15 protein-coding genes and 3 pseudogenes are annotated in these 17,192 nt (G+C 58.2%); 10 read left to right on the top strand and 8 right to left on the bottom strand.

Going from position 1 to position 17,192, the window contains the following annotated elements; genetic code table 11:
- Nucleotides 1–738 precede the first annotated feature (738 nt).
- Nucleotides 739–1,485 carry an acetoacetyl-CoA reductase gene (gene phbB, locus EVC45_RS40800; RefSeq protein ID WP_129963766.1) on the top strand — a complete coding sequence of 249 codons (747 nt, stop codon included), beginning with the start codon at nucleotides 739–741 and terminating at the stop codon, nucleotides 1,483–1,485.
- Nucleotides 1,486–2,334: 849 nt separating this feature from the next.
- Nucleotides 2,335–3,744 carry a GGDEF domain-containing protein gene (locus tag EVC45_RS40795; protein WP_129963765.1) on the top strand — a complete coding sequence of 470 codons (1,410 nt, stop codon included), beginning with the start codon at nucleotides 2,335–2,337 and terminating at the stop codon, nucleotides 3,742–3,744.
- 154 nt (nucleotides 3,745–3,898) lie between these two features.
- Here the strand turns inward: EVC45_RS40795 and EVC45_RS47285 are convergent, their stop codons facing one another.
- From EVC45_RS47285 to EVC45_RS40765, 6 genes are all read right to left on the bottom strand, one after another.
- Nucleotides 3,899–4,240 carry a hypothetical protein gene (locus EVC45_RS47285; protein ID WP_248295453.1) on the bottom strand — a complete coding sequence of 114 codons (342 nt, stop codon included), beginning with the start codon at nucleotides 4,238–4,240 and terminating at the stop codon, nucleotides 3,899–3,901.
- 20 nt (nucleotides 4,241–4,260) lie between these two features.
- A complete protein-coding gene (locus EVC45_RS40785; RefSeq protein WP_129963764.1) occupies nucleotides 4,261–7,233 on the bottom strand; it encodes a Tn3 family transposase in 2,973 nt (990 codons plus the stop codon).
- A 3-nt stretch (nucleotides 7,234–7,236) separates the two neighbouring features.
- On the bottom strand, nucleotides 7,237–7,797 hold the full coding sequence (locus tag EVC45_RS40780) for a recombinase family protein (protein ID WP_129963763.1): 561 nt from the start codon (nucleotides 7,795–7,797) through the stop codon (nucleotides 7,237–7,239).
- Nucleotides 7,798–7,957: 160 nt separating this feature from the next.
- Entirely contained in the window at nucleotides 7,958–8,299 is a 342-nt protein-coding gene (locus EVC45_RS40775) for a hypothetical protein (RefSeq protein WP_129963762.1), read from the bottom strand.
- 760 nt (nucleotides 8,300–9,059) lie between these two features.
- Nucleotides 9,060–9,590 (bottom strand): RES family NAD+ phosphorylase, encoded by a 531-nt coding sequence (locus EVC45_RS40770; RefSeq protein ID WP_129963761.1) that lies wholly within the window; start codon nucleotides 9,588–9,590, stop codon nucleotides 9,060–9,062.
- Nucleotides 9,587–9,958, bottom strand: a complete 372-nt coding sequence (locus EVC45_RS40765; protein ID WP_129963760.1) for a DNA-binding protein — start codon at nucleotides 9,956–9,958, stop codon at nucleotides 9,587–9,589. Before EVC45_RS40765 ends, EVC45_RS40770 begins: the two co-directional genes overlap by 4 nt.
- 229 nt (nucleotides 9,959–10,187) lie before the next feature.
- Here EVC45_RS40765 and EVC45_RS40760 point away from each other — a divergent pair, with 229 nt between their 5' ends.
- A complete protein-coding gene (locus tag EVC45_RS40760) occupies nucleotides 10,188–10,355 on the top strand; it encodes a DUF4148 domain-containing protein (protein WP_248295452.1) in 168 nt (55 codons plus the stop codon).
- Nucleotides 10,356–11,215: 860 nt separating this feature from the next.
- Here EVC45_RS40760 and EVC45_RS48085 read toward each other — a convergent pair.
- Complete coding sequence (locus tag EVC45_RS48085; protein WP_211193559.1) at nucleotides 11,216–11,665, bottom strand: SIR2 family protein; 450 nt, start codon at nucleotides 11,663–11,665, stop codon at nucleotides 11,216–11,218.
- Between the two features lie 45 nt (nucleotides 11,666–11,710).
- Here EVC45_RS48085 and EVC45_RS40750 point away from each other — a divergent pair.
- From EVC45_RS40750 to bcmE, 3 genes and pseudogenes are all read left to right on the top strand, one after another.
- Nucleotides 11,711–11,896 (top strand): annotated as a pseudogene (locus EVC45_RS40750) (IS4 family transposase); the annotation flags it as partial.
- Nucleotides 11,897–12,095: 199 nt separating this feature from the next.
- On the top strand, nucleotides 12,096–12,290 hold the full coding sequence (locus EVC45_RS48080) for a VirK family protein (RefSeq protein ID WP_129963758.1): 195 nt from the start codon (nucleotides 12,096–12,098) through the stop codon (nucleotides 12,288–12,290).
- A 435-nt stretch (nucleotides 12,291–12,725) separates the two neighbouring features.
- On the top strand, nucleotides 12,726–14,108 hold the full coding sequence (bcmE, locus tag EVC45_RS40740) for a thiamine pyridinylase (RefSeq protein WP_129963757.1): 1,383 nt from the start codon (nucleotides 12,726–12,728) through the stop codon (nucleotides 14,106–14,108).
- A gap of 207 nt (nucleotides 14,109–14,315) precedes the next feature.
- On the opposite strand, the pseudogene EVC45_RS40730 reads toward bcmE, so the two are convergent.
- Nucleotides 14,316–14,845, bottom strand: a pseudogene (locus EVC45_RS40730) (IS5 family transposase); the annotation flags it as partial.
- A 251-nt stretch (nucleotides 14,846–15,096) separates the two neighbouring features.
- Between EVC45_RS40730 and EVC45_RS40725 the strand changes: the two are divergent.
- The 4 genes and pseudogenes from EVC45_RS40725 to EVC45_RS40710 all read left to right on the top strand — a co-directional run bounded on the left by EVC45_RS40725 (nucleotide 15,097) and on the right by EVC45_RS40710 (nucleotide 17,133).
- Nucleotides 15,097–15,585, top strand: coding sequence for a transposase (locus tag EVC45_RS40725; protein ID WP_129963755.1), 489 nt, complete (start codon nucleotides 15,097–15,099; stop codon nucleotides 15,583–15,585).
- On the top strand, nucleotides 15,585–15,938 hold the full coding sequence (gene tnpB / locus EVC45_RS40720; protein ID WP_158647003.1) for an IS66 family insertion sequence element accessory protein TnpB: 354 nt from the start codon (nucleotides 15,585–15,587) through the stop codon (nucleotides 15,936–15,938). Before EVC45_RS40725 ends, tnpB begins: the two co-directional genes overlap by 1 nt.
- A gap of 90 nt (nucleotides 15,939–16,028) precedes the next feature.
- Nucleotides 16,029–16,640 (top strand): annotated as a pseudogene (locus EVC45_RS40715) (IS66 family transposase zinc-finger binding domain-containing protein); the annotation flags it as partial.
- A 250-nt stretch (nucleotides 16,641–16,890) separates the two neighbouring features.
- A complete protein-coding gene (locus EVC45_RS40710; RefSeq protein ID WP_129963753.1) occupies nucleotides 16,891–17,133 on the top strand; it encodes a hypothetical protein in 243 nt (80 codons plus the stop codon).
- The last annotated feature ends 59 nt before the right edge of the window (nucleotides 17,134–17,192 follow it).

The raw sequence follows: 17,192 nt of genomic DNA, 5'->3' as shown, positions 1-17,192 counted from the left end.
CCATTTAAAATTTGAATGGACATGATCGTCGGGCGGCACGACTTGCCGATCAAGATGACTTCACCGGGTGCTTACGTGCGGGTGGATGAAAACCCGAGAAAAAACGACGAATAGCGCGCAACCAAGGTCGGAAGACTGCATCGCCAAGTGTGGCAGCGGTATCTCTTCGATGATTGATCCATGTTAAGCCCCCTTTTGACGGATACGCCTATATTGAACACGCGATCGTCGCGTGCGCGTTTGCAGCAACTTCCAACCGGATAATTGCGGATCGCTTTATTGCGTCAGGAAAACCATCCTACTAGGAAAATCCGCGACACCATTCAATCCGTAGGGCGTGAAAGTTGTGTTTGCGCTGCGAATGCATTCGTGCTATCGCGAAGTCCGGTAACGAGCCTAGAGGACTCCAGCATGTCCGGCGCGACATCGCTTCGATTCAGGCGATTTGTAGTGCGGCCTCGGCCTCTCATGACTGTAACGAATTCGAGGCGTCATGCCAGACCATAGTGCGCAGCTACATCGCGACCGCCGCAATCGGCCCCCGCGCCAACACGATGGCCGGCGCAGGTTCCTTTCAATCAGAGCATGCTAACGTCGCCGGCTTGCTGTATCGCAGCAGAAACCCAGCGGCCGGCATGGTTCCTCGACGGGAGTGGCAAGAGCCGAAACTCTCCCGGGCAATTCAGCAAATCGGCTCAATCACCGGCCTCTGACGGCCTCCATCACAAGGGGAACATCATGTCGTCCAAACGCGTTGCCTTCGTTACTGGCGGCATGGACGGTCTCGGAGCCGCCATTAGCCGACGTCTTCACGATGCAGGCATGGTGGTCGGCCTCTCGCATTCCGAGCACAACGATCACGTCGCCACCTGGCTCGTGCATGAACGGGATGCAGGTCGCCATTTCGTTGCCTTCGAGGCCGACGTCTCGAGCTTCGATTCGTGTGCGCGTTGCGCGGAGCGCGTGCTCACCGAATTCGGTATGGTGGACATTCTCGTGAATAACGCCGGGATTACGCGCGATTCAAGCTTTGCAAAAATGACCAAGGAAGATTGGGATAACGTCTTACGCACCAATCTCGATTCCATGTTCAACATGACGAAGCCGCTTCTCGGTGGAATGGTCAAGCGAGAGTTAGGGCGGATCGTCAATATCGGCTCAGTGGACGGCGCGCGCGGAGCATTCGGGCAAACCAACTACGGCGCAGCGAAAGCGGGCATTCACGGTTTCACCATGTCGCTCGCGCTGGAGACGGCGCGATACGGCGTGACCGTCAACACGGTGTCGCCCGGTTATCTCGCCACCGCCATGACTGCGGCGATCCTCAAGGACGTAATGGAAACAAGAATTCTCCCTAAGATTCCGGTCGGCAGACTCGGTCAACCTGACGAAGTCGCAGCCCTGGTGGCATTTCTCTGTTCCGATGAAGCCGGCTTTGTCACGGGCGCCGATTTCTCCATCAACGGTGGTATGCACATGCGATGAAAGGCCGCAGTCTGATGAATCAGACAACTTTCGGGAGCGTTGCCATGCGCAGGAGATTTTTTTGCTATTTGATGGCATACGCAGCTACGGCGCATATAGAAGCTGGCCCCAAGGTAGGCTCGTCGCGTCCTCGCGCCGCACCGGTCGAGGTGTAATTGGAGGTGCGATCGCCTTCGCGGATTAGTCAGGCGCAGTCTGCGCGGGACATTAACTTCAATGGCAAATTGCCCATAAGCACGCATCGCGTAGCGGAGGGTCGGACATGATGCGCCAACTGCAAGACAGTGACAATACAACACCACAGCGTGGCCAAGGTTCGCGAAGAACCGAATGTTTTTCGATAAGCTAAGCAATGGTACATTGGCATAACCTCGAGGGTTCGTCTCTGACGAGCCAGCCTTCTACCAGAAACCGGCGCGGACGCACCGCTTCCAAGAGTGGCAAACCCAAGGCCACGCTGGCCGAGGTAGTTCCGACGGCTGAGCCAACTATGGGTACCTTTGACCATTGCGCATCCATGGCCCTGAGATCATCGTCGGCAGGCCGGTTTTGTCGCAGACGGGCGCATCAACAAAACACAAATGGTACGCATTATTGTTCTTCCATTTTTGGAGCGTTTGTGACGCCATCAAAAAAGGAACGTTTATACAATCCCATCGCGCGTGGCGGTCTATCCAACATAGGAATTTAACGCCGACATTTTGATAGAGATTAGGGAAACATACAAAGGCAGTTGCAAACCTCTATGGCGCATCGATTCAGCTCGTCTGCCAAAATCCGAATCTGGCAAGGCGATTGTATCGATGTGGGGGCAACGACGGACTGAAAAGACCACACTGGAGTGAATTTATGAGCGCGACGACTGCGGAGCAGACTGAAAAGCAACGTTCATTCGTGCGGTTTATCACGAGGAGCTACGCGCAGTTGGTTCTCGTCGCCTTCGCTCTCGTTCCCGCTTATCTGATTGGCTACCTGCATTTTTTTCAAAACCCGGGTCTAAAGTTCGAAAACCATCCATTCCATGAAATTGCGATCACGGGCGCGACGTTTGAGGGTCTTTTTGTAACCTACGTGGCGTGGCAATGCTATCGGTCCTCCGGCGAGCCGTTGCTGCGATGGATGACACTGGGCTTCCTCGGATTTGTATTGATCTACGCGCTCCATGGCGCTTTCACCAGATTCGCTCATCAAAACATTTGGCTATTCCTGTTGTATGGTCCGGCGTCGCGTCTAACGATGTCGATTCTGCTGTTGATTGGGCTTCTGTCGTATCGCAGGCCGTCCGATCCCGCTGATCACCGCGCCGGAGTCAAGTACTTGCTAAGCTGGGCCGCAATATTCCTCGTAGTGGATGTTCTGGTCGCGCTTCTTGCCCATTCTACTTTTGCTGGCGTTATCCTACTGCGGGTCATGGAGTCCGCGGCGCTCGGCCTTTCGATGCTGAACGTCGTTATCTTGATGCTGCGCCGGCCTCGGTCCCCGCTGATGCTGGTCTATGGTATCTCCATCATGTCGTTCGCGCTGTCGTCGGTGGCGTTCCTTCTGGGCAGCCCGTGGAATCATATGTGGTGGCTTGCTCACGTCATTTTCGCCAGCGGATTCTTTCTTCTCAGCTATGGCGTGGCGCAGGCCTTTTTGACGACGACGCGTTCATTTGCGACGATCTATAGTCGCGAGGAGTTGAACGCGAGACTCGTCCGAGAGATGGATCGCACCAAAACCGCTCTAAAGGAAGTTAACCGCACAAACCAGAAGCTAGCACACCTCGCGGCAACCGATCCGTTGACCGGCGCTGCGAATCGGCGTCATTTCATTGCTTGTTTCGAAACAGAGGTCGTTCGCGCACAGAGAGACGGCACTCCATTCTCACTCCTCGCGCTCGACCTCGACAATTTTAAATGGGTCAACGACGCGTACGGGCACCAGGTCGGCGACACAGTGCTCCAGGGGTTCGTGCGAGTGTGCCGCGACGCGATTCGGCCTTACGACGGCGTAGCACGCGTGGGCGGCGAAGAGTTCATGGTACTGCTGACTCGCACGTCGCTGGATGCAGCACTCGCAATCGGCGAGCGGATTCGCGTGGCAACTGCCAGCACGACCTTCGCCAGTGAAATTGGACGCGAGGTATCGATAACGGTCAGTATCGGCATCTCGCAGTTCGGTAGGGACGGTCGCACGATTGATGCACTACTTCGGTCAGCAGACGAGCGGCTCTACCACGCGAAGAGTCAAGGTCGCAATCGTGTGGCGATTGTATAGCGGACCGAACCCGGCCGATGTACGCAAGCGCAGCGCGACCAGGCCGCACTTCAAGGATACTTCGTTGTGCCAGTATTTTTCTCAATGGCATTGAATTGATGCACATGATCTGCTTTGTTCGGCAGGGTAGGCGCCCAGTTGGTTGCGGACGCAATTAGGCCTTTTTAACGCACTGCGCCTGGCCAAAGGCGTTCCATTGGTTGATCAGGTTGGCGATGACGCGACCTTCCTGAACCTGTGATGCCGTGCGGCGGGTCAGCAGCGTGTCGCCGAGGCAGCGTTTGATGCGTGAGAACTGCGCTTCCACACGGGCACGCAGGCCGTATCCATATTTGTTCTGGAATGCATATTGTCCTTTTTCCTTGCGATAGCGCACAAGCTGATCATGCCAACGTTCTTGCTCCGGGTCATCAACCGCATCGCACTTTGGCGGGATCACCGGCACAACGCCGCTGGCCAGCAACTGTTCATTGCGTTCGATCTGGGGTGCCCTCAAGAAACGGACTTTTTCGTACGTTAAGGCGGCCCAGTCGATTTCCTGACGCGCAACGGCCGGAATCGCCCCTTGGCGACGCGCTTATTCGCATGCCATACGTAGTCGCCGGTAAGGTTGATGTGGTTCCAGCCGAGCGGCGCGACGTGCGAGATCAGGCTGTCGTCGATTTCGCTTTGCTGCCGTAAAGCGGCAATCGACCGCTCCAAGTACACCGTGTTCCACAGCGTAATCGCCGCCACCACCAGATTCAGGCCGCTGGCCCGGTAGCGCTGGTTTTCGTATGAACGGTCCCGTACCTCGCCCAGACGGTAGAAGAACACGGCCCGCGCCAGCGAATTGCGGGCCTCTCCCTTGTTCAGTCCGGCCGACACGCGTCGACGCAGTGCCGGGTCCTGCAACCACTTCAGCGTGAACAGCGTACGCTCGATGCGGCCCAGCTCGCGCAGGCCGACCGCAAGCCCGTTCTGCCGCGGATACGCGCTCAGCTTGCGCAAGATCAGTGAGGCGGTCACCGTACCCTGCTGGATCGACGCGGCCAGGCGAACGACATCGTCGAATTCGCGCTCGATCAGTTTCCGGCTGATCGAGCCGCCAACGAGCGACGATAGCGCAGGCCAGTCCCCCGGTTTGCCGGGCACATACAAATTCTTGTCAGCCAGATCGGCGATGCGCGGCGCGAACTCGAAACCGAGGAAGTGGCAGAGCGCAAACACGTGGTCGGTGAAGCCGGCCGTGTCCGTGTAGTGCTCCTCGATGCGCAGCTCGGACTCGTGATATAGCAAGCCATCCAGCACGTGCGTGGCGTCCCGCACCGGCGAATTGATGACCTTGGTATGAAACGGCGCGTACTGATCAGAGATGTGCGTATAGAACAGCACACCGGGTTCGTTGCCGTACTTCGCGTTCCGATACCCGCCGGTCAGGCCGTGACCACCGGCACGGAATCGCTGGCCGTCCGATGACGAGGTGGTTCCCTCGCCCCAGTATGCGGCAAAGGGCAAGCCGTGCTGATAGTTGACCAGTTCGGCAAGACCCTTCTGAAATGTCTCATCGCGGATGTACCAGGCAACCAGCCACGACAGCTTGGCGGCACTGGTGCCCGGACAGGCATCGGCCATTTTCTCAAGCCCGAGGTTGAATGCGTCAGCGAGAATCGCAGTCAGCAGTAGCGTCCGGTCGGGCGGCTCCGCCTCGCTTTTCAGGTGCGTGAAGTGCCGCGTGAAGTCGGTCCACTGATCGACCTCGAGCAGCAGATCCGTGATCTTCACGCGCGGCATCAGGTCGTAGGCTTGCTGCGTGAGCATTTCGGCCTCTGCCGGCGTCGCGTCATCCAGTGGTGTGATCCTGAGTCCCTTGTCATTCAGTTCAACGTCCGGCAACTCGCCCGCTGTCGCTAGTCGTGCTGTCTCGTCGAGGGCTTCGCGCAGGCGCTCAATGCGCTCATCCAGATAGCTTGCCGCCGAAGTTTCAACAGCCAGCCCAAGCCGGCGCTGCCGACGCTGCTCGTCAAACGCGGGGCGGCGCATCAGGTATTCATCGAAGTCCTTGAACTGCCGACTGCCAATGACCGACACATCCCCCGAGCGTAGCGCGTTCTTCAGCTCGCTCATGGCGGCCATCTCGTAGAACTTGCGATCGATGCCGCCGTCCTTGAACACGAACCGCGCCCAGCGCTGCTTGACGAAGCCCGTCGGTGCGTCGGCTGGAACCTTGCGCGCTTCGGTACGGTTCAACTCGCGCAGTTGGGTGATTGCATCCATCAGGTCCTGGCGAGCCGGCGCAGCGCGGAAATCAAACGTGTCGAGGAACGTTGGGGAATAGCGCCGCAACTGCGAGTAATGGTTAACGAGCAGCGCCGTCGAATCGAATTCGGCGTCACGTGCAAGCTGCTCCGCGTCGCGCACGCTGGCCGTGAAGGTTTCCCACGGCATGACGGCTTCGATGGCCCGGAATGGATCGTCACCCGCGTCTTTCGCTGCGATCAATGCTGCGCCGACCTTCGCGTAGAGACGCACCTTGTCATTGACCGCCTTGCCCTCTGCCGCAAAACGCTTCTCGTACTTGTGCTTGGCCTTGGTAAAGAACGAGCCGATCAGGCGGTCGTGCAGGTTCAGAATTTCATCAGTCAAGGTCGCGGTCGTGTCGAGCAGGATCGCAATCAAGGTGGCGTGACGCCGGTCGGTTTCATATTCCTCAATCTGATAGACGGCGGTCTGTCCGCCTTCACGCGCCAGACGCAGTAACCGGTTCTGATGGACGTTGCGACCGATGTCCGGCGGCAAGTCGAGAGCGCGGATCGCCTGCAAGCGCTCGATGTGGGCCAGAACGGCCTTTGCGCTTGGCTCCCCCGGTGATTGCCGCAGCCAGGCAAGCTTGCTGACGGGCCGACCAGTCAGCGGCAGCAGAAGCTGATCGAGCGCCGTACGCTGCCCGGTCGTCAACGGCGCGGTGAGCAGCCGGTACACGTCGCGCTGCGCGCGCGTGGCGACGGCGGCGCACAGCTTTTCAAGCGCGGCAACCGGAGGTAACAGCACGTGCCGACGCCTGAGTTCATCAACAGCAGCCTGAGCAAGCGCGATGCCTTGCGTGGTCTGCATCGCCACCGGCATCAGCAGCTCGACCAGCGCACGATAGTGCTGCCGACCGAATTGCGCGAGGCCGAGTCTGGCCAGCAGTTCCTGCAAATGTTCGCGGCGGGTTTCGTCGCGCGCGGCGTACAGATCCCACACCGCCGGTGTGACGCCCAACTGGGCAGCCACGATACCGACGATCGGCGCATGTGGCTTCTCGGCCGGTCCTAAAACGCGACCGGGATACCGCAGATAGATCATCAGCACCGCAATGCCGAGCCGGTTGTGACCACTCCGGTGCTGACGCACGAACGCGAAGTCCTCCGCCGACAAGGTGGCAAGGCGGATCAGCTCGCCTTCGTCCTCCGGAAATGCGAACAATTGAAAGCGCTGCGCAGGCGTGAGCAGTTCGCGGCGGGGCATAGTTCACCTCGTCGAGCGAAGATACTGGTACAGCGTTTCGCGGCTGATACCGTAATCGCGCGCGATCTGTGCCTTGCGCCCGCCGGCGTCCACGCGACGCCGCAGATCCGCGACCTGCGCGTCGGTCAGCGCGGGTTTGCGGCCGCGATACGCGCCTCGCTGTCGCGCGAGCGCAATGCCCTCGCGCTGGCGCTCGCGAATCAGGGCGCGCTCGAACTCCGCGAATGCCCCCATCACCGACAACATCAGGTTGGCCATGGGCGAGTCTTCGCCCGAAAACGTCAAGGATTCTTTTGCAAATTTGATCTGCACGCCGCGTTGGGTCAGCGACTGCACGATGTGACGCAGATCATCCAGGTTCCGTGCGAGCCGGTCCATACTGTGCACGACCACCGTGTCGCCAGCGCGCACAAAGCTGAGAAGCGCATCGAGCTGCGGGCGCTTCGTGTCCTTGCCTGACGCCTTGTCGGTAAAGACGCGATCTAGCGCGACATTATCGAGTTGACGGTCGGCGTTCTGCTCGAACGTGCTAACCCGCACATAGCCGACCCGTTGACCGTGCATGACGGACGCCTAGTGAAATGTCAGCTTGAAATCTATGACGCGCGAGCCCAAGTGTCAAACAATTACCTATCTGACTCTATCCTGACGTGCTGACAGGTTTTACCTGACGTCAGGAAAGGGTATGCCCCAGTCTGACGACTTCGCTTCTGCGACACTGGCGTCAATCTGAGGTTCTGACTCGTATTTCTTCCAGTGTGTCATCCAGAAGCTGTTGCGCTTCCTCGGCTGACTCCACGCCAAACATGACGGCCCCGAACGTGCCGTCGATGTGCATCATCAGCACGTGTGCCTTTGCGGTCTCGCCTTTCTTGAAACGGGTCACGAGTTTCCGGTAACCCTTCAGTGCCGCCCCTGAGGAAAACAGTGCTTCGTCCGGCTGCCAGTTGTCGACATGACCACCCCACCAATGGGTATCGGCCTGGTCAATGAGCGCCACCAGCAGGCGGCGATTCAGTTTTGTTTGCTGTGCACTGGAAAATGCGTCTTCCAAAGAAAATGTCATGTGCGTTTTCGGTCCCTGATCGGATGAAGCGGATGGATATGCGTCCGCAATTTCCCTACTCATGGCGGGCCGGATTTAGCGGCTTAAACGAAAACGGTAGCATGCCAATAGCAGAAAGCGTGGACCAGAAACGAAATGTCATACCTCAAACGCGAACGACTGCCACGTGCCTCGAACGTGCCACGGCGCTGCCAATCCAGCAAAGGTACCTTCATGCCCAATCATTGGAGACGTTGGCCTTAGCGTACGAAAAAATCCGTTTCTTGAGCGCACCCCAATTTGCAGGAAGAAGCCTTCCGGCTGGGTGTCATCCCGTTCCTTCCAGGCGAAGAACGCTAGTTCGCGCAAAATCCCGAGCCCCGTTTGTACTTCACTTGCGACGCTGCGACGTAGCAATTTCCCTTTGCGCTTGGTCGGGTTCGCCGCCCCTGGCTCAGACTAAACGTGCTTTATTTTCCGTTTCCTGAAGCGACCCCATCAACGGCTGCAGAAAGTTAGAGGAATTCAGGAGTTTGGCCGAGAGGGTGCGAGGTCGAGGGCTGCTTACCCCGGGCATTGTTGCGCTCAAACTTCAAGAGGAGATGCGGGATATATTGACGCGACTAGTCGCGTTCGCGAATCCTATACCGGACGCTGGTACCTGAGCGTGAGCGTGAGCCGGCAGTTTGGTGTGCGTGCAATCGATCAGTTCAGATGTTACTGTTCGTGTCGTTAGTTTCGCCACCATGTCCACCGTAACAGGATGACCCTCACAGAAGTGTCACCGACGCGCCCAACTTGCCTGGTCTCGCGGAAGTTGGCCATCTGGGTCGTTGACCTCGATCGAATTGCCATCTACCAGGCGGTCAGTAAAGACCACGACGTTTGTACCGTGCTGGTGGGCCTGGCTGGGAAACACAATTCCGGTGAAGCCCTGCTCCCGAACCATGTCGCCGAGAACCCAGGTTGGGGGCTCGATGTGCAGCTCGAATTTCAGGTGCCGCCAATCCTCGCGCCAGTCGTGCCACAGTTCGTCCCAAAGAGGACCGCGGTGGAGCTGCCGCAGGTCAACCAGATTTCGCAGCGCGACGGTGTAGGAGCAGACCGTGCAGGGTGGCAGGAAGCGTGATGTCTGCTGGTACTCGCGAAGGGCCGTCAGTTCTTCCAGCGACAAATACAGTGCCTCGACGCCTTCACGGTTGAAGCGCCCGCCCTTGGCCGCGGCGCCTGCTCCACTAGACGGCCGGCTGGCCCAGCGAGGCGTATGTGCGCGATAAAGCACGGTACCCGCCGGAAAGTGCGTAAGGATCATCCAACAAATCCCGCGCTTATCGACTCGAGATAGTCGATCGCATCCTCCGTCCGCCCGTCCTGGATCAGCTGCAGGATAGTCTTATGGCGAAACGTGGGGATGGGTTGGTTCTTGACGAGAAACAGCGCTCGCTCGAAGTCCGGCTGTACTGCCGCAGCGGCCGACAGTACACGCACGAGGTCACGTAAGGTGGACTGGAGCTTCGGCGACTCAGGATGGGTACGCAGCGTGTTGCGATGAACACCCGCCAGGGTTGCAAGATCTTGCTGTTGCAAGCCCATCAAGTTTGCGAGGTTGGCGGCGGATAGACGAGACGTTCCCGCTTCTCGCGCGGACTCGAGGACGTCAGCAAAGGCGATGGCGCTCATGGGTCGCTCCAATTGCGAACTTTACAGGCACATTATACGCCCATTTTGCGCATGCCTCAACGCTCCGCAGCTTTGACCTACTTTCTCGTATCGGCGGTATCGAGGCCGATGATCCCGCCTAGCCTCGCCGAAGCACAGCCGCTTTTTGTCTGGAGATTTGCCGCGAGCGTGTTCCAACGCCGCGTGCGATCGCGGTCTCCAAGTCGCGGCCTGCAGTAGCGCGAGGCGCGTGAAAGAACAGGTTCGCCAGGAACTCGTCGAACTCGAGCGTGCCGGGTACAACCCCCAGGGTCCGCAGGAAAACTACCCGACCGATATTATTGCTGCCTCGGCGCAGCGCGCTTCGCAAGCGGTTGGCGGAATGCCAAGCGGAACTTCGATGTCCGGTCAGCGATGAACGGATTTAGGGGTCACCTTGATTTCCGCGCAAATTTCCGGTTAGAACTGTTGGTGTCCGTTAATTCTGCTAGCGATGTCCGCAGTAGTTGCTAATGGGAGAGGAGCCGCAGGGCCCGCCAGGTATGGCGACCAGGCAAGATTGCCAGTTCGTCACCCGTTGCGTTTAGGCAACGAGCGAACGGCAAGATGTTCGCTATTTCTGCTAGCGCGTTCGCCATGTCCTCTGATTCGGCTAATGTGGCTGTTGGTCGACGCGACAGGTAGGCGAGCCAATGGCGGCGGCAAGCGAGATTGCGGAAGGTAAAGTATTTCGATGCTCGGGCAGTGCCGATCTATTGAGGCGAACGAAAGCGTCATACAGGGTTGGTCTTTTCTGAGCTACATTGGAATCCTTATCAAAACTGGTTTGGGCGTCGACGACCGAAGTGTCATGCTGTGCCTCGTTAGCCTTTGCGGGCAGAGTGCTCGCGTTCCGATCAAAAACGCCGCGCTAGCAGAATTAACGGACACGATTAGCGCTCAAACGGACACCATTAGCGGAATCTACGAACTCCAACAGCAACTGAAAGACTTCGTCGTGGAACAGGGACCTATAAGGTCCGCGCATGAAGGCTCCTAGTCTCTAAGTTAGCGAGACGATACGCTTTCACGTGGCCGCTTCCCAGCCTTTTTAACGGCTTCGCGACCGACGCGACACAACTTGGCGTGGAGGTCGTGCGATAAATCCGGGTGATATAATTTATACAACTCTCAGCGCGAGAGAGAAGGACCTTATACCCATGAATTCAACCGTCAACAGTTCACGGCTGCAGGCGACGACCGTCGCGGAGCAGGCAGCCGACGCGCTACGGCGCAAGATCATCTCCGTTCTGCGAGTATGTCGGGTATGGTCGAATAGCAGAATACGGCGATCTCGGTACGTTCGCGCCGCATGGCTGCATCAAAAAGGAGTTCGTTGAGGTGAGCGTCACCAAACGAGTATCCAGCCACTATCACCAATGTCTCGGGTTGATGCAATGCCCGACGCATACGGTCTTGAAGCACTAAAAACGGGACTCGTCTAGATTCCTCGTATTTTGTGTCCGACGGATAAATTGCCGCAGCCATTCCTTCGCTAACAGGTTGTCCTATGCGAACGATTTGCTTGGAATTTTCCCATGCCCAATTAACGGATCCATGCAATTTCCACAGGCGGACAAAGAATGCGGGGACGCCGTCACTATCGGCTCCCGGTCGCGCCTCAACAAGTTCGGTCTGAAAGCGGGCGCGCAAGTTTCCAATAAAACCGTCGAAATACGGAACTTGCATTTCCTGGGGGCCAAACAAGGTAAGCGTTTATGCGCTGCAGCGCATAAACGCTTACCTTGTTCATGCCCCTCACCGCGACTGAATGAGGCTGTGCGTCTGGTCGCCATGCTTGGCGGCTTCATGGCGCGCAAAGGCGATGGCGAACCCGGAGTCAAGACCATCTGGCAAGGTCTGCAGCGCGTGATGGATTTCGCCGCCGGACTCAGGTACGCACGAGAACTTGACGAATGAGTTGTGTGTAATCAAATGGGCTATAACCCTCGACAGTCGTGAACGGTGGACTTAGTCAGCATTGCCCTAGATCAACACCTTTGATGCCATATTACGGCAGACTTCCTACCAGCTAACGCGCGTCCATCTCAACTGCGAGGTAATTGCATGCAGACAATCCTTGTCGCGCCATTAATTGCCGCGCCGATGATATCGGCGCATGCAGAACCGGCGAAACAACTATCAAGCCCTGCCAATGTGGAAAGCGCATTACCGGGGTACTGCCGTATCGGTGGCGGTCGACCTGACGAAATGCTCACCTACGGGCAATACGGCTTCCAAAACCGGTACGAGTGGCGACGTGAAGATCAATGCCTGCCGGACCATGGCGAACGGCGACACGCGTCGCACTTGAAGCCGTCTCTAAGCTTTTCGGACGAGCACGCGACAGTCGGCCCTGTAGGTCATCCGACCTTGCAAGATTCGCTCGGCGCTCCAATCTGGCGATCTATCCGTTATACGAGGAAACGCGATCAGTCGGTCTTCGTGGCAACTCGAGAGGGTGGGAAATACTAACGATGTCTGCCAGACGAAACGAAATGCATGTTTCAAGTTGCGATGTCAGTGAAGTCACAAGTCCTCGAAGGTCCGGAACATTAATTCGGTATGCCGTGACTTTGTGTATCACTATAATTTCGGTGATGACGGTTCAGGCGAATGCTCAGGCCCAGAACCAGCAGCTGGAGCCATTCGACGCGTTTATTGCAGATACAAAATCTGCGAACTCTCAAATTACTCGGTCAACGCCACAGAAAGCTCATAAATCAACCATACAAGAAATGGAGAAATCATGCGTCGCTGGATAGGCTCATTCATGCTCCTTCTGGCTCTCTGCCTCGGGGCCTTCACCAACGCCATCGCATCCAGCGACGCACCCCAACAACTTACGGTCGCGCTTTACCCATGGGTACCGAGGCTGGATCAATTCAAGCGTGCGATACAGGCGGAATGGAATAAGGTTCGACCCGATATCGCGTTGAACTTCGTGAGCTCAAGCGACTGGGACGGGGGCTACAAGAACAACCCGCCCGCAAATGTCGATGTATTCGTTTATGACGCCATGTTCTTCGATTATTTTCGCACTCAAAACTGGCTTGAGCCGTTGGCAGCCAACGAAGTTCAAAATCTTGATGATTTTGTCCCTTACGCGATCGAAGGTGTCAAAGTAGGTGATGCCTATTACAGTATTCCGCAGTTGGGTTGTGCAAGTCTTCTCTTCTACCGGAAAAACGACACCGCCTTGGTTGCAGCGAAGACTCTAACCGATGTCAAGACCGTCCTGGGCCAATGCACCTACACCAGCACCATCCCACCTGATACACGCGGCCTGCTAGTCGACATGTCAGGAAAGACAACCAACGCATCGCTCTACCTCGATACGACACACAGCCTAAATGACATCTACCCGTTGCCACTTCCGTGGACCCCCTCGGATTTGAATCCGACCTCTGTGAACAACATGCGTACCATCCTTGCAACTGCGAGTTACGAGAATGGCACCGCTGATACCCCTGGGCAATACGATCGTTCTACATGGTTCAGCAACGGCTGGGGTCGTGCGGTAATTGCTTACTCAGAATCCATGTCTGCGATGAGCGAAGAAACTCGCCAGAATATTGATTTCAAGGTCATGCCATTCTCCGATGGGCATCAGTCTTCGCTGTTTTACGCAGACGTGATTGGCGTGAACCCCACAACTCGAACGCGTGGAACAAGATCTCTGGCCGTGCAACTGGCAAACGTGATGGCCGCCTCCGCAACCATGGTTCAAAGCGTCGGCCCGGATGCCAGTGAGCGCACACCTCAATATCTGTTCGTCACACGCCCCAGCGCACTGCAAACTTTGGCACAGGCATTCCCGCTCTACCAAAAGATGTCTTCGCTGCTCGATACTAGCGATCCCCTCATGTTCAAGGTCAATGCGCGATCGCGCGATTGGCTGTCAACGATGGGCACCCCCATCCAGCAAACTGTCCGGAGCGATTATCCCTGTGGTTGTGACGTTGACACAACCCAAGCGATTCCCAACTATGCGACCGCAAAATCCATTTGTCCTACCGTGTGTTCGGGCCAAGGAGGATGGAACGGTCAATGGACGAATGTGTTTCCCGCAGCCCCTCGGGGGCGGTCCGCATGTGGGTGCAATGCATGTCCCGTGTCCGCGACACGGTGATCTGACGTCTCCGACGCGGCGCTTTAGCACCGCTAACAAAACCCTCATGGCGGGTGGCGGCGATGGAGTAACGAGTAACTCTACGGCGCCCTGGGCTTGTACTGGGACGGGAAAACACGCCCGCTATCGGGCGCGGAGGAGTTTGCGTGAAAGTGGCATTGGTGCATGGAGGCGACGGTGTGCGCAATGCGCCCCTTACCCCGCGGACTATGCTGCATGAGCCTTACAACGAACGGACTTCGGGCATGCGGCGGCGAGCATGCGATTGAGCACCGCCACGCCGATCGCTGCTTCGGTCTGCTGGGCATCGGGATGGCGTGCCTTCAGGCGCGCTCCGATGAGCGCCTTGTAGCGGCCCATCGTCGTTTCGACCAGGGCCCGCCGGCCATACCCACTTGACTTGTCTTCTGCCAGGCCAGCCGACCCTGTGCCGCGATCGCGTCAAGATGATGATCGCGCTGCGTGGGCGGGCCGGTTTCGCAGCTACGCACGGCGGTTGAGCGCGGCGGTATGACGATCTGCACGCCCGCGCTGTGCTGCGCAACCGTCTGGTATGTCGGCGCACCGTCGTAGGCGCCGTCTGCGATGAACCGGCCGATCTCGCCCGGTATCTGATCGAGCAATGGCGCGACCTGAGACGGATCGTCCGCATCCTGATCGGTGAGCGTGTGCGCCACGACCTGCCCCGTGCTCGCATCGACGGCCAGGTGCAGCTTGCGCCAGCTGCGGCGCGACTTGGGGTACGGCCTAAAAGCGCAAATTCCTATCATAAGCGGCGAAGTTATGAAAACTGACGGGCTTATGTGGGCGTCCGCATAAACGGCCTACAGCTTGAGGTCCCGTGCGGCAAACGCCTGGTCGAACTGCCGTGCGCGCTGCACTTCGTCGCTGTGCAGATAGGTCGTAAGCGATAGTTTCTGCCCGCCTAGCGCGTGCGATGTTGGAAGATCAAGCTTGCGTCCGCAATCACTCAACTTGCGGACGCAACATGACCTCAGACGAACTTGATTTCCTTCCCCTTAAAGTCACGCACGTCGACGAAGGCGGTCGGCGCTGCTTTGATCCCGATGGCAAGCGGCGACTGATTGAGGCGTGCGAGCAGCCCGGCGCGTCGGTGGCCGGGCTGGCGCTCAAGGCTGGCGTGAATGCCAACCAGCTGCGCAAGTGGATCCTGCTGGAGCGCAGGCGGGCGGTGCGCAGCGACTGCGTGGAGTTGCCCGGCACGGGCACGGCGGAATTCGTACCCGTAGTAGAAGTAGCCGATCCGCGCGCGGTGCGCGCGAATTCAAGACCGCCCGCGTCCGGGGCTGTGACGCCCATGCCCCGGGCGCGTGAAGTGACGCGCCCCTCGCAACGGCCGCCGTTGCCGTCACGCCTGGTGGCGCAGTTGCCCAACGGGGTGAGTCTTGAACTTGAATGTACGCAGCAGGACACGCCGCTGCTCACAGCGATGATCGACGCATTGAGGAGCCGGTGATGCTGCGCTTCGCTGACGACCTGCGGGTCTATCTGCATCGCGAGCCGGTCGACTTCCGGTGCGGTATCAATACCCTTGCCGCCGTGGTTGAGAATTCGATGCGACTGGATCCGCTCGCGCGCGCCGTGTACGCGTTTCGCAACCGTAAATGCAACCGGATCAAGCTCCTGCTGTACGAGCGCACCGGCTTCTGGCTGTTGCTGCGCCGGCTCGAGGAAGATCGTTTCGTGTGGCCGCGACGCGATCAGGAAGTGATCGAGCTGACGACACAGCAGCTCCACTGGCTGCTCGATGGCATCGACATCGACGCGCTTCGCCGTCATCCTGCACGTCATTACGAGCACGCCAGCTAGCCCGGTACGTTGCACGTAAACAACGGAATGCGCACCCGTTACAAATTGACGTAAACCCACGGCGCACCGCGCTTCGCTATCCTGGAGCGCATGAAGAATGCACCTGACCTCAAGTGCGTACCCCGGGCTGTCCAGGGCTATATCCACGCCCTCGAAGCGCGCGTAGCCGGCGACGCGAAACACATCGACGAACTGAACCAGCGCGTCGGGCAGCTCGAGGAACAGGTCCGCCTGCTTACGGCCGAGCGTTACGCGCCGAAAAGCGAAAAACGCAAGGATCGCGTGTTTGACGAAGCCGAGCAGATCGCCCGAAGCGAACCATGCGACGAGGAAGACGAAGGTATCCAGCCGGCGCTGCCTGACACCGGTTTGCCACCGGCCGGCAAGCCTGAGCGGCGCAAGGTGGGACGCAAGCCGTTGCCAGCGTATCTGAAGCGCGAACGCATCGAGTACGATCTGCCGGAAGACCAGCGGGGTTGCCCGTGTTGTGGCAATCCGATGCATCGTATCGGCGAGGACATCAGCGAACAGCTGCACGTCGAAGTCAAATGGACGGTTAACCAGAACGTGCGTGCAAAGTACGCGTGCCGGCACTGCGAGCGTCACGCCGAACACACGCCGGTCGTGCTCGCACCGATGCCGGTACAGCCACTTCCGGGCAGCCATGCGGATGCGTCGGTGATCGCGTGTCACGGATCGGCGTATTAGAGCCATTTCATGATCGGCGTAATCGAGCCGCCGGATGATCGCCGTAATCGAGCCAGTGCGTGATCGGCGCAATGGAGCCACTCGATGATCGGCGTATTGGAGCCATCTCAGGATCGGCGTAATCGGGCCACTTGACAGGCTCGTGGTTATGTCGGGCTGCAGCCCGAAACGCATTTCGAACTTCCGTAACCCGGTACCTTCGGCGTCTTTGCCCGGAGGGCCGATGAGTAGAAGGAGTTTCGAAATGTTTGAATATCGACAAGTCCTGGCGCGCATGCGTCAGGGCGATTCCGACCGCGACATTGCCGGCGCCCGCCTGATGGGACGCAGCAAGCTCAAGACTGTACGGCAGGTCGCGCTCGCTCGTGGCTGGCTCGATCCCGGGCGGCCGTTGCCGGATGACGCGGAGCTGGCCGGTATCTTCGGGCGCGACCCGAAGGTGGCGCGCAGCTGCATTTCCTCCCTTGAAGGGGGCCAGACAAGGTAAGCGCAAATTCCTATCATAAGCGGCGAAGTTATGAAAACTGACGGGCTTATGTGGACGTC

Origin of the sequence: Paraburkholderia sp. UYCP14C, from assembly GCF_004197395.1 — a bacterium.
Lineage (GTDB): Bacteria > Pseudomonadota > Gammaproteobacteria > Burkholderiales > Burkholderiaceae > Paraburkholderia.
The sequence above is the reverse complement of the archived record's forward strand: the minus strand, read 5'-3'. Positions and strand labels throughout refer to the sequence as shown.

What these genes read in the sequence shown, in the direction of transcription:
- phbB (WP_129963766.1), top strand. Translation starts at nt 739, where the DNA reads ATGTCGTCCAAACGCGTTGCCTTCGTTACTGGCGGCATGGACGGTCTC.
- EVC45_RS40795 (WP_129963765.1), top strand. Translation starts at nt 2,335, where the DNA reads ATGAGCGCGACGACTGCGGAGCAGACTGAAAAGCAACGTTCATTCGTG.
- EVC45_RS40785 (WP_129963764.1), bottom strand. Translation starts at nt 7,233, where the DNA reads ATGCCCCGCCGCGAACTGCTCACGCCTGCGCAGCGCTTTCAATTGTTC.
- EVC45_RS40780 (WP_129963763.1), bottom strand. Translation starts at nt 7,797, where the DNA reads ATGCACGGTCAACGGGTCGGCTATGTGCGGGTTAGCACGTTCGAGCAG.
- EVC45_RS40775 (WP_129963762.1), bottom strand. Translation starts at nt 8,299, where the DNA reads ATGACATTTTCTTTGGAAGACGCATTTTCCAGTGCACAGCAAACAAAA.
- EVC45_RS40770 (WP_129963761.1), bottom strand. Translation starts at nt 9,590, where the DNA reads ATGATCCTTACGCACTTTCCGGCGGGTACCGTGCTTTATCGCGCACAT.
- EVC45_RS40765 (WP_129963760.1), bottom strand. Translation starts at nt 9,958, where the DNA reads ATGAGCGCCATCGCCTTTGCTGACGTCCTCGAGTCCGCGCGAGAAGCG.
- EVC45_RS48085 (WP_211193559.1), bottom strand. Translation starts at nt 11,665, where the DNA reads ATGCAAGTTCCGTATTTCGACGGTTTTATTGGAAACTTGCGCGCCCGC.
- EVC45_RS48080 (WP_129963758.1), top strand. Translation starts at nt 12,096, where the DNA reads ATGCAGAACCGGCGAAACAACTATCAAGCCCTGCCAATGTGGAAAGCG.
- bcmE (WP_129963757.1), top strand. Translation starts at nt 12,726, where the DNA reads ATGCGTCGCTGGATAGGCTCATTCATGCTCCTTCTGGCTCTCTGCCTC.
- EVC45_RS40725 (WP_129963755.1), top strand. Translation starts at nt 15,097, where the DNA reads ATGACCTCAGACGAACTTGATTTCCTTCCCCTTAAAGTCACGCACGTC.
- tnpB (WP_158647003.1), top strand. Translation starts at nt 15,585, where the DNA reads ATGCTGCGCTTCGCTGACGACCTGCGGGTCTATCTGCATCGCGAGCCG.
- EVC45_RS40710 (WP_129963753.1), top strand. Translation starts at nt 16,891, where the DNA reads ATGTTTGAATATCGACAAGTCCTGGCGCGCATGCGTCAGGGCGATTCC.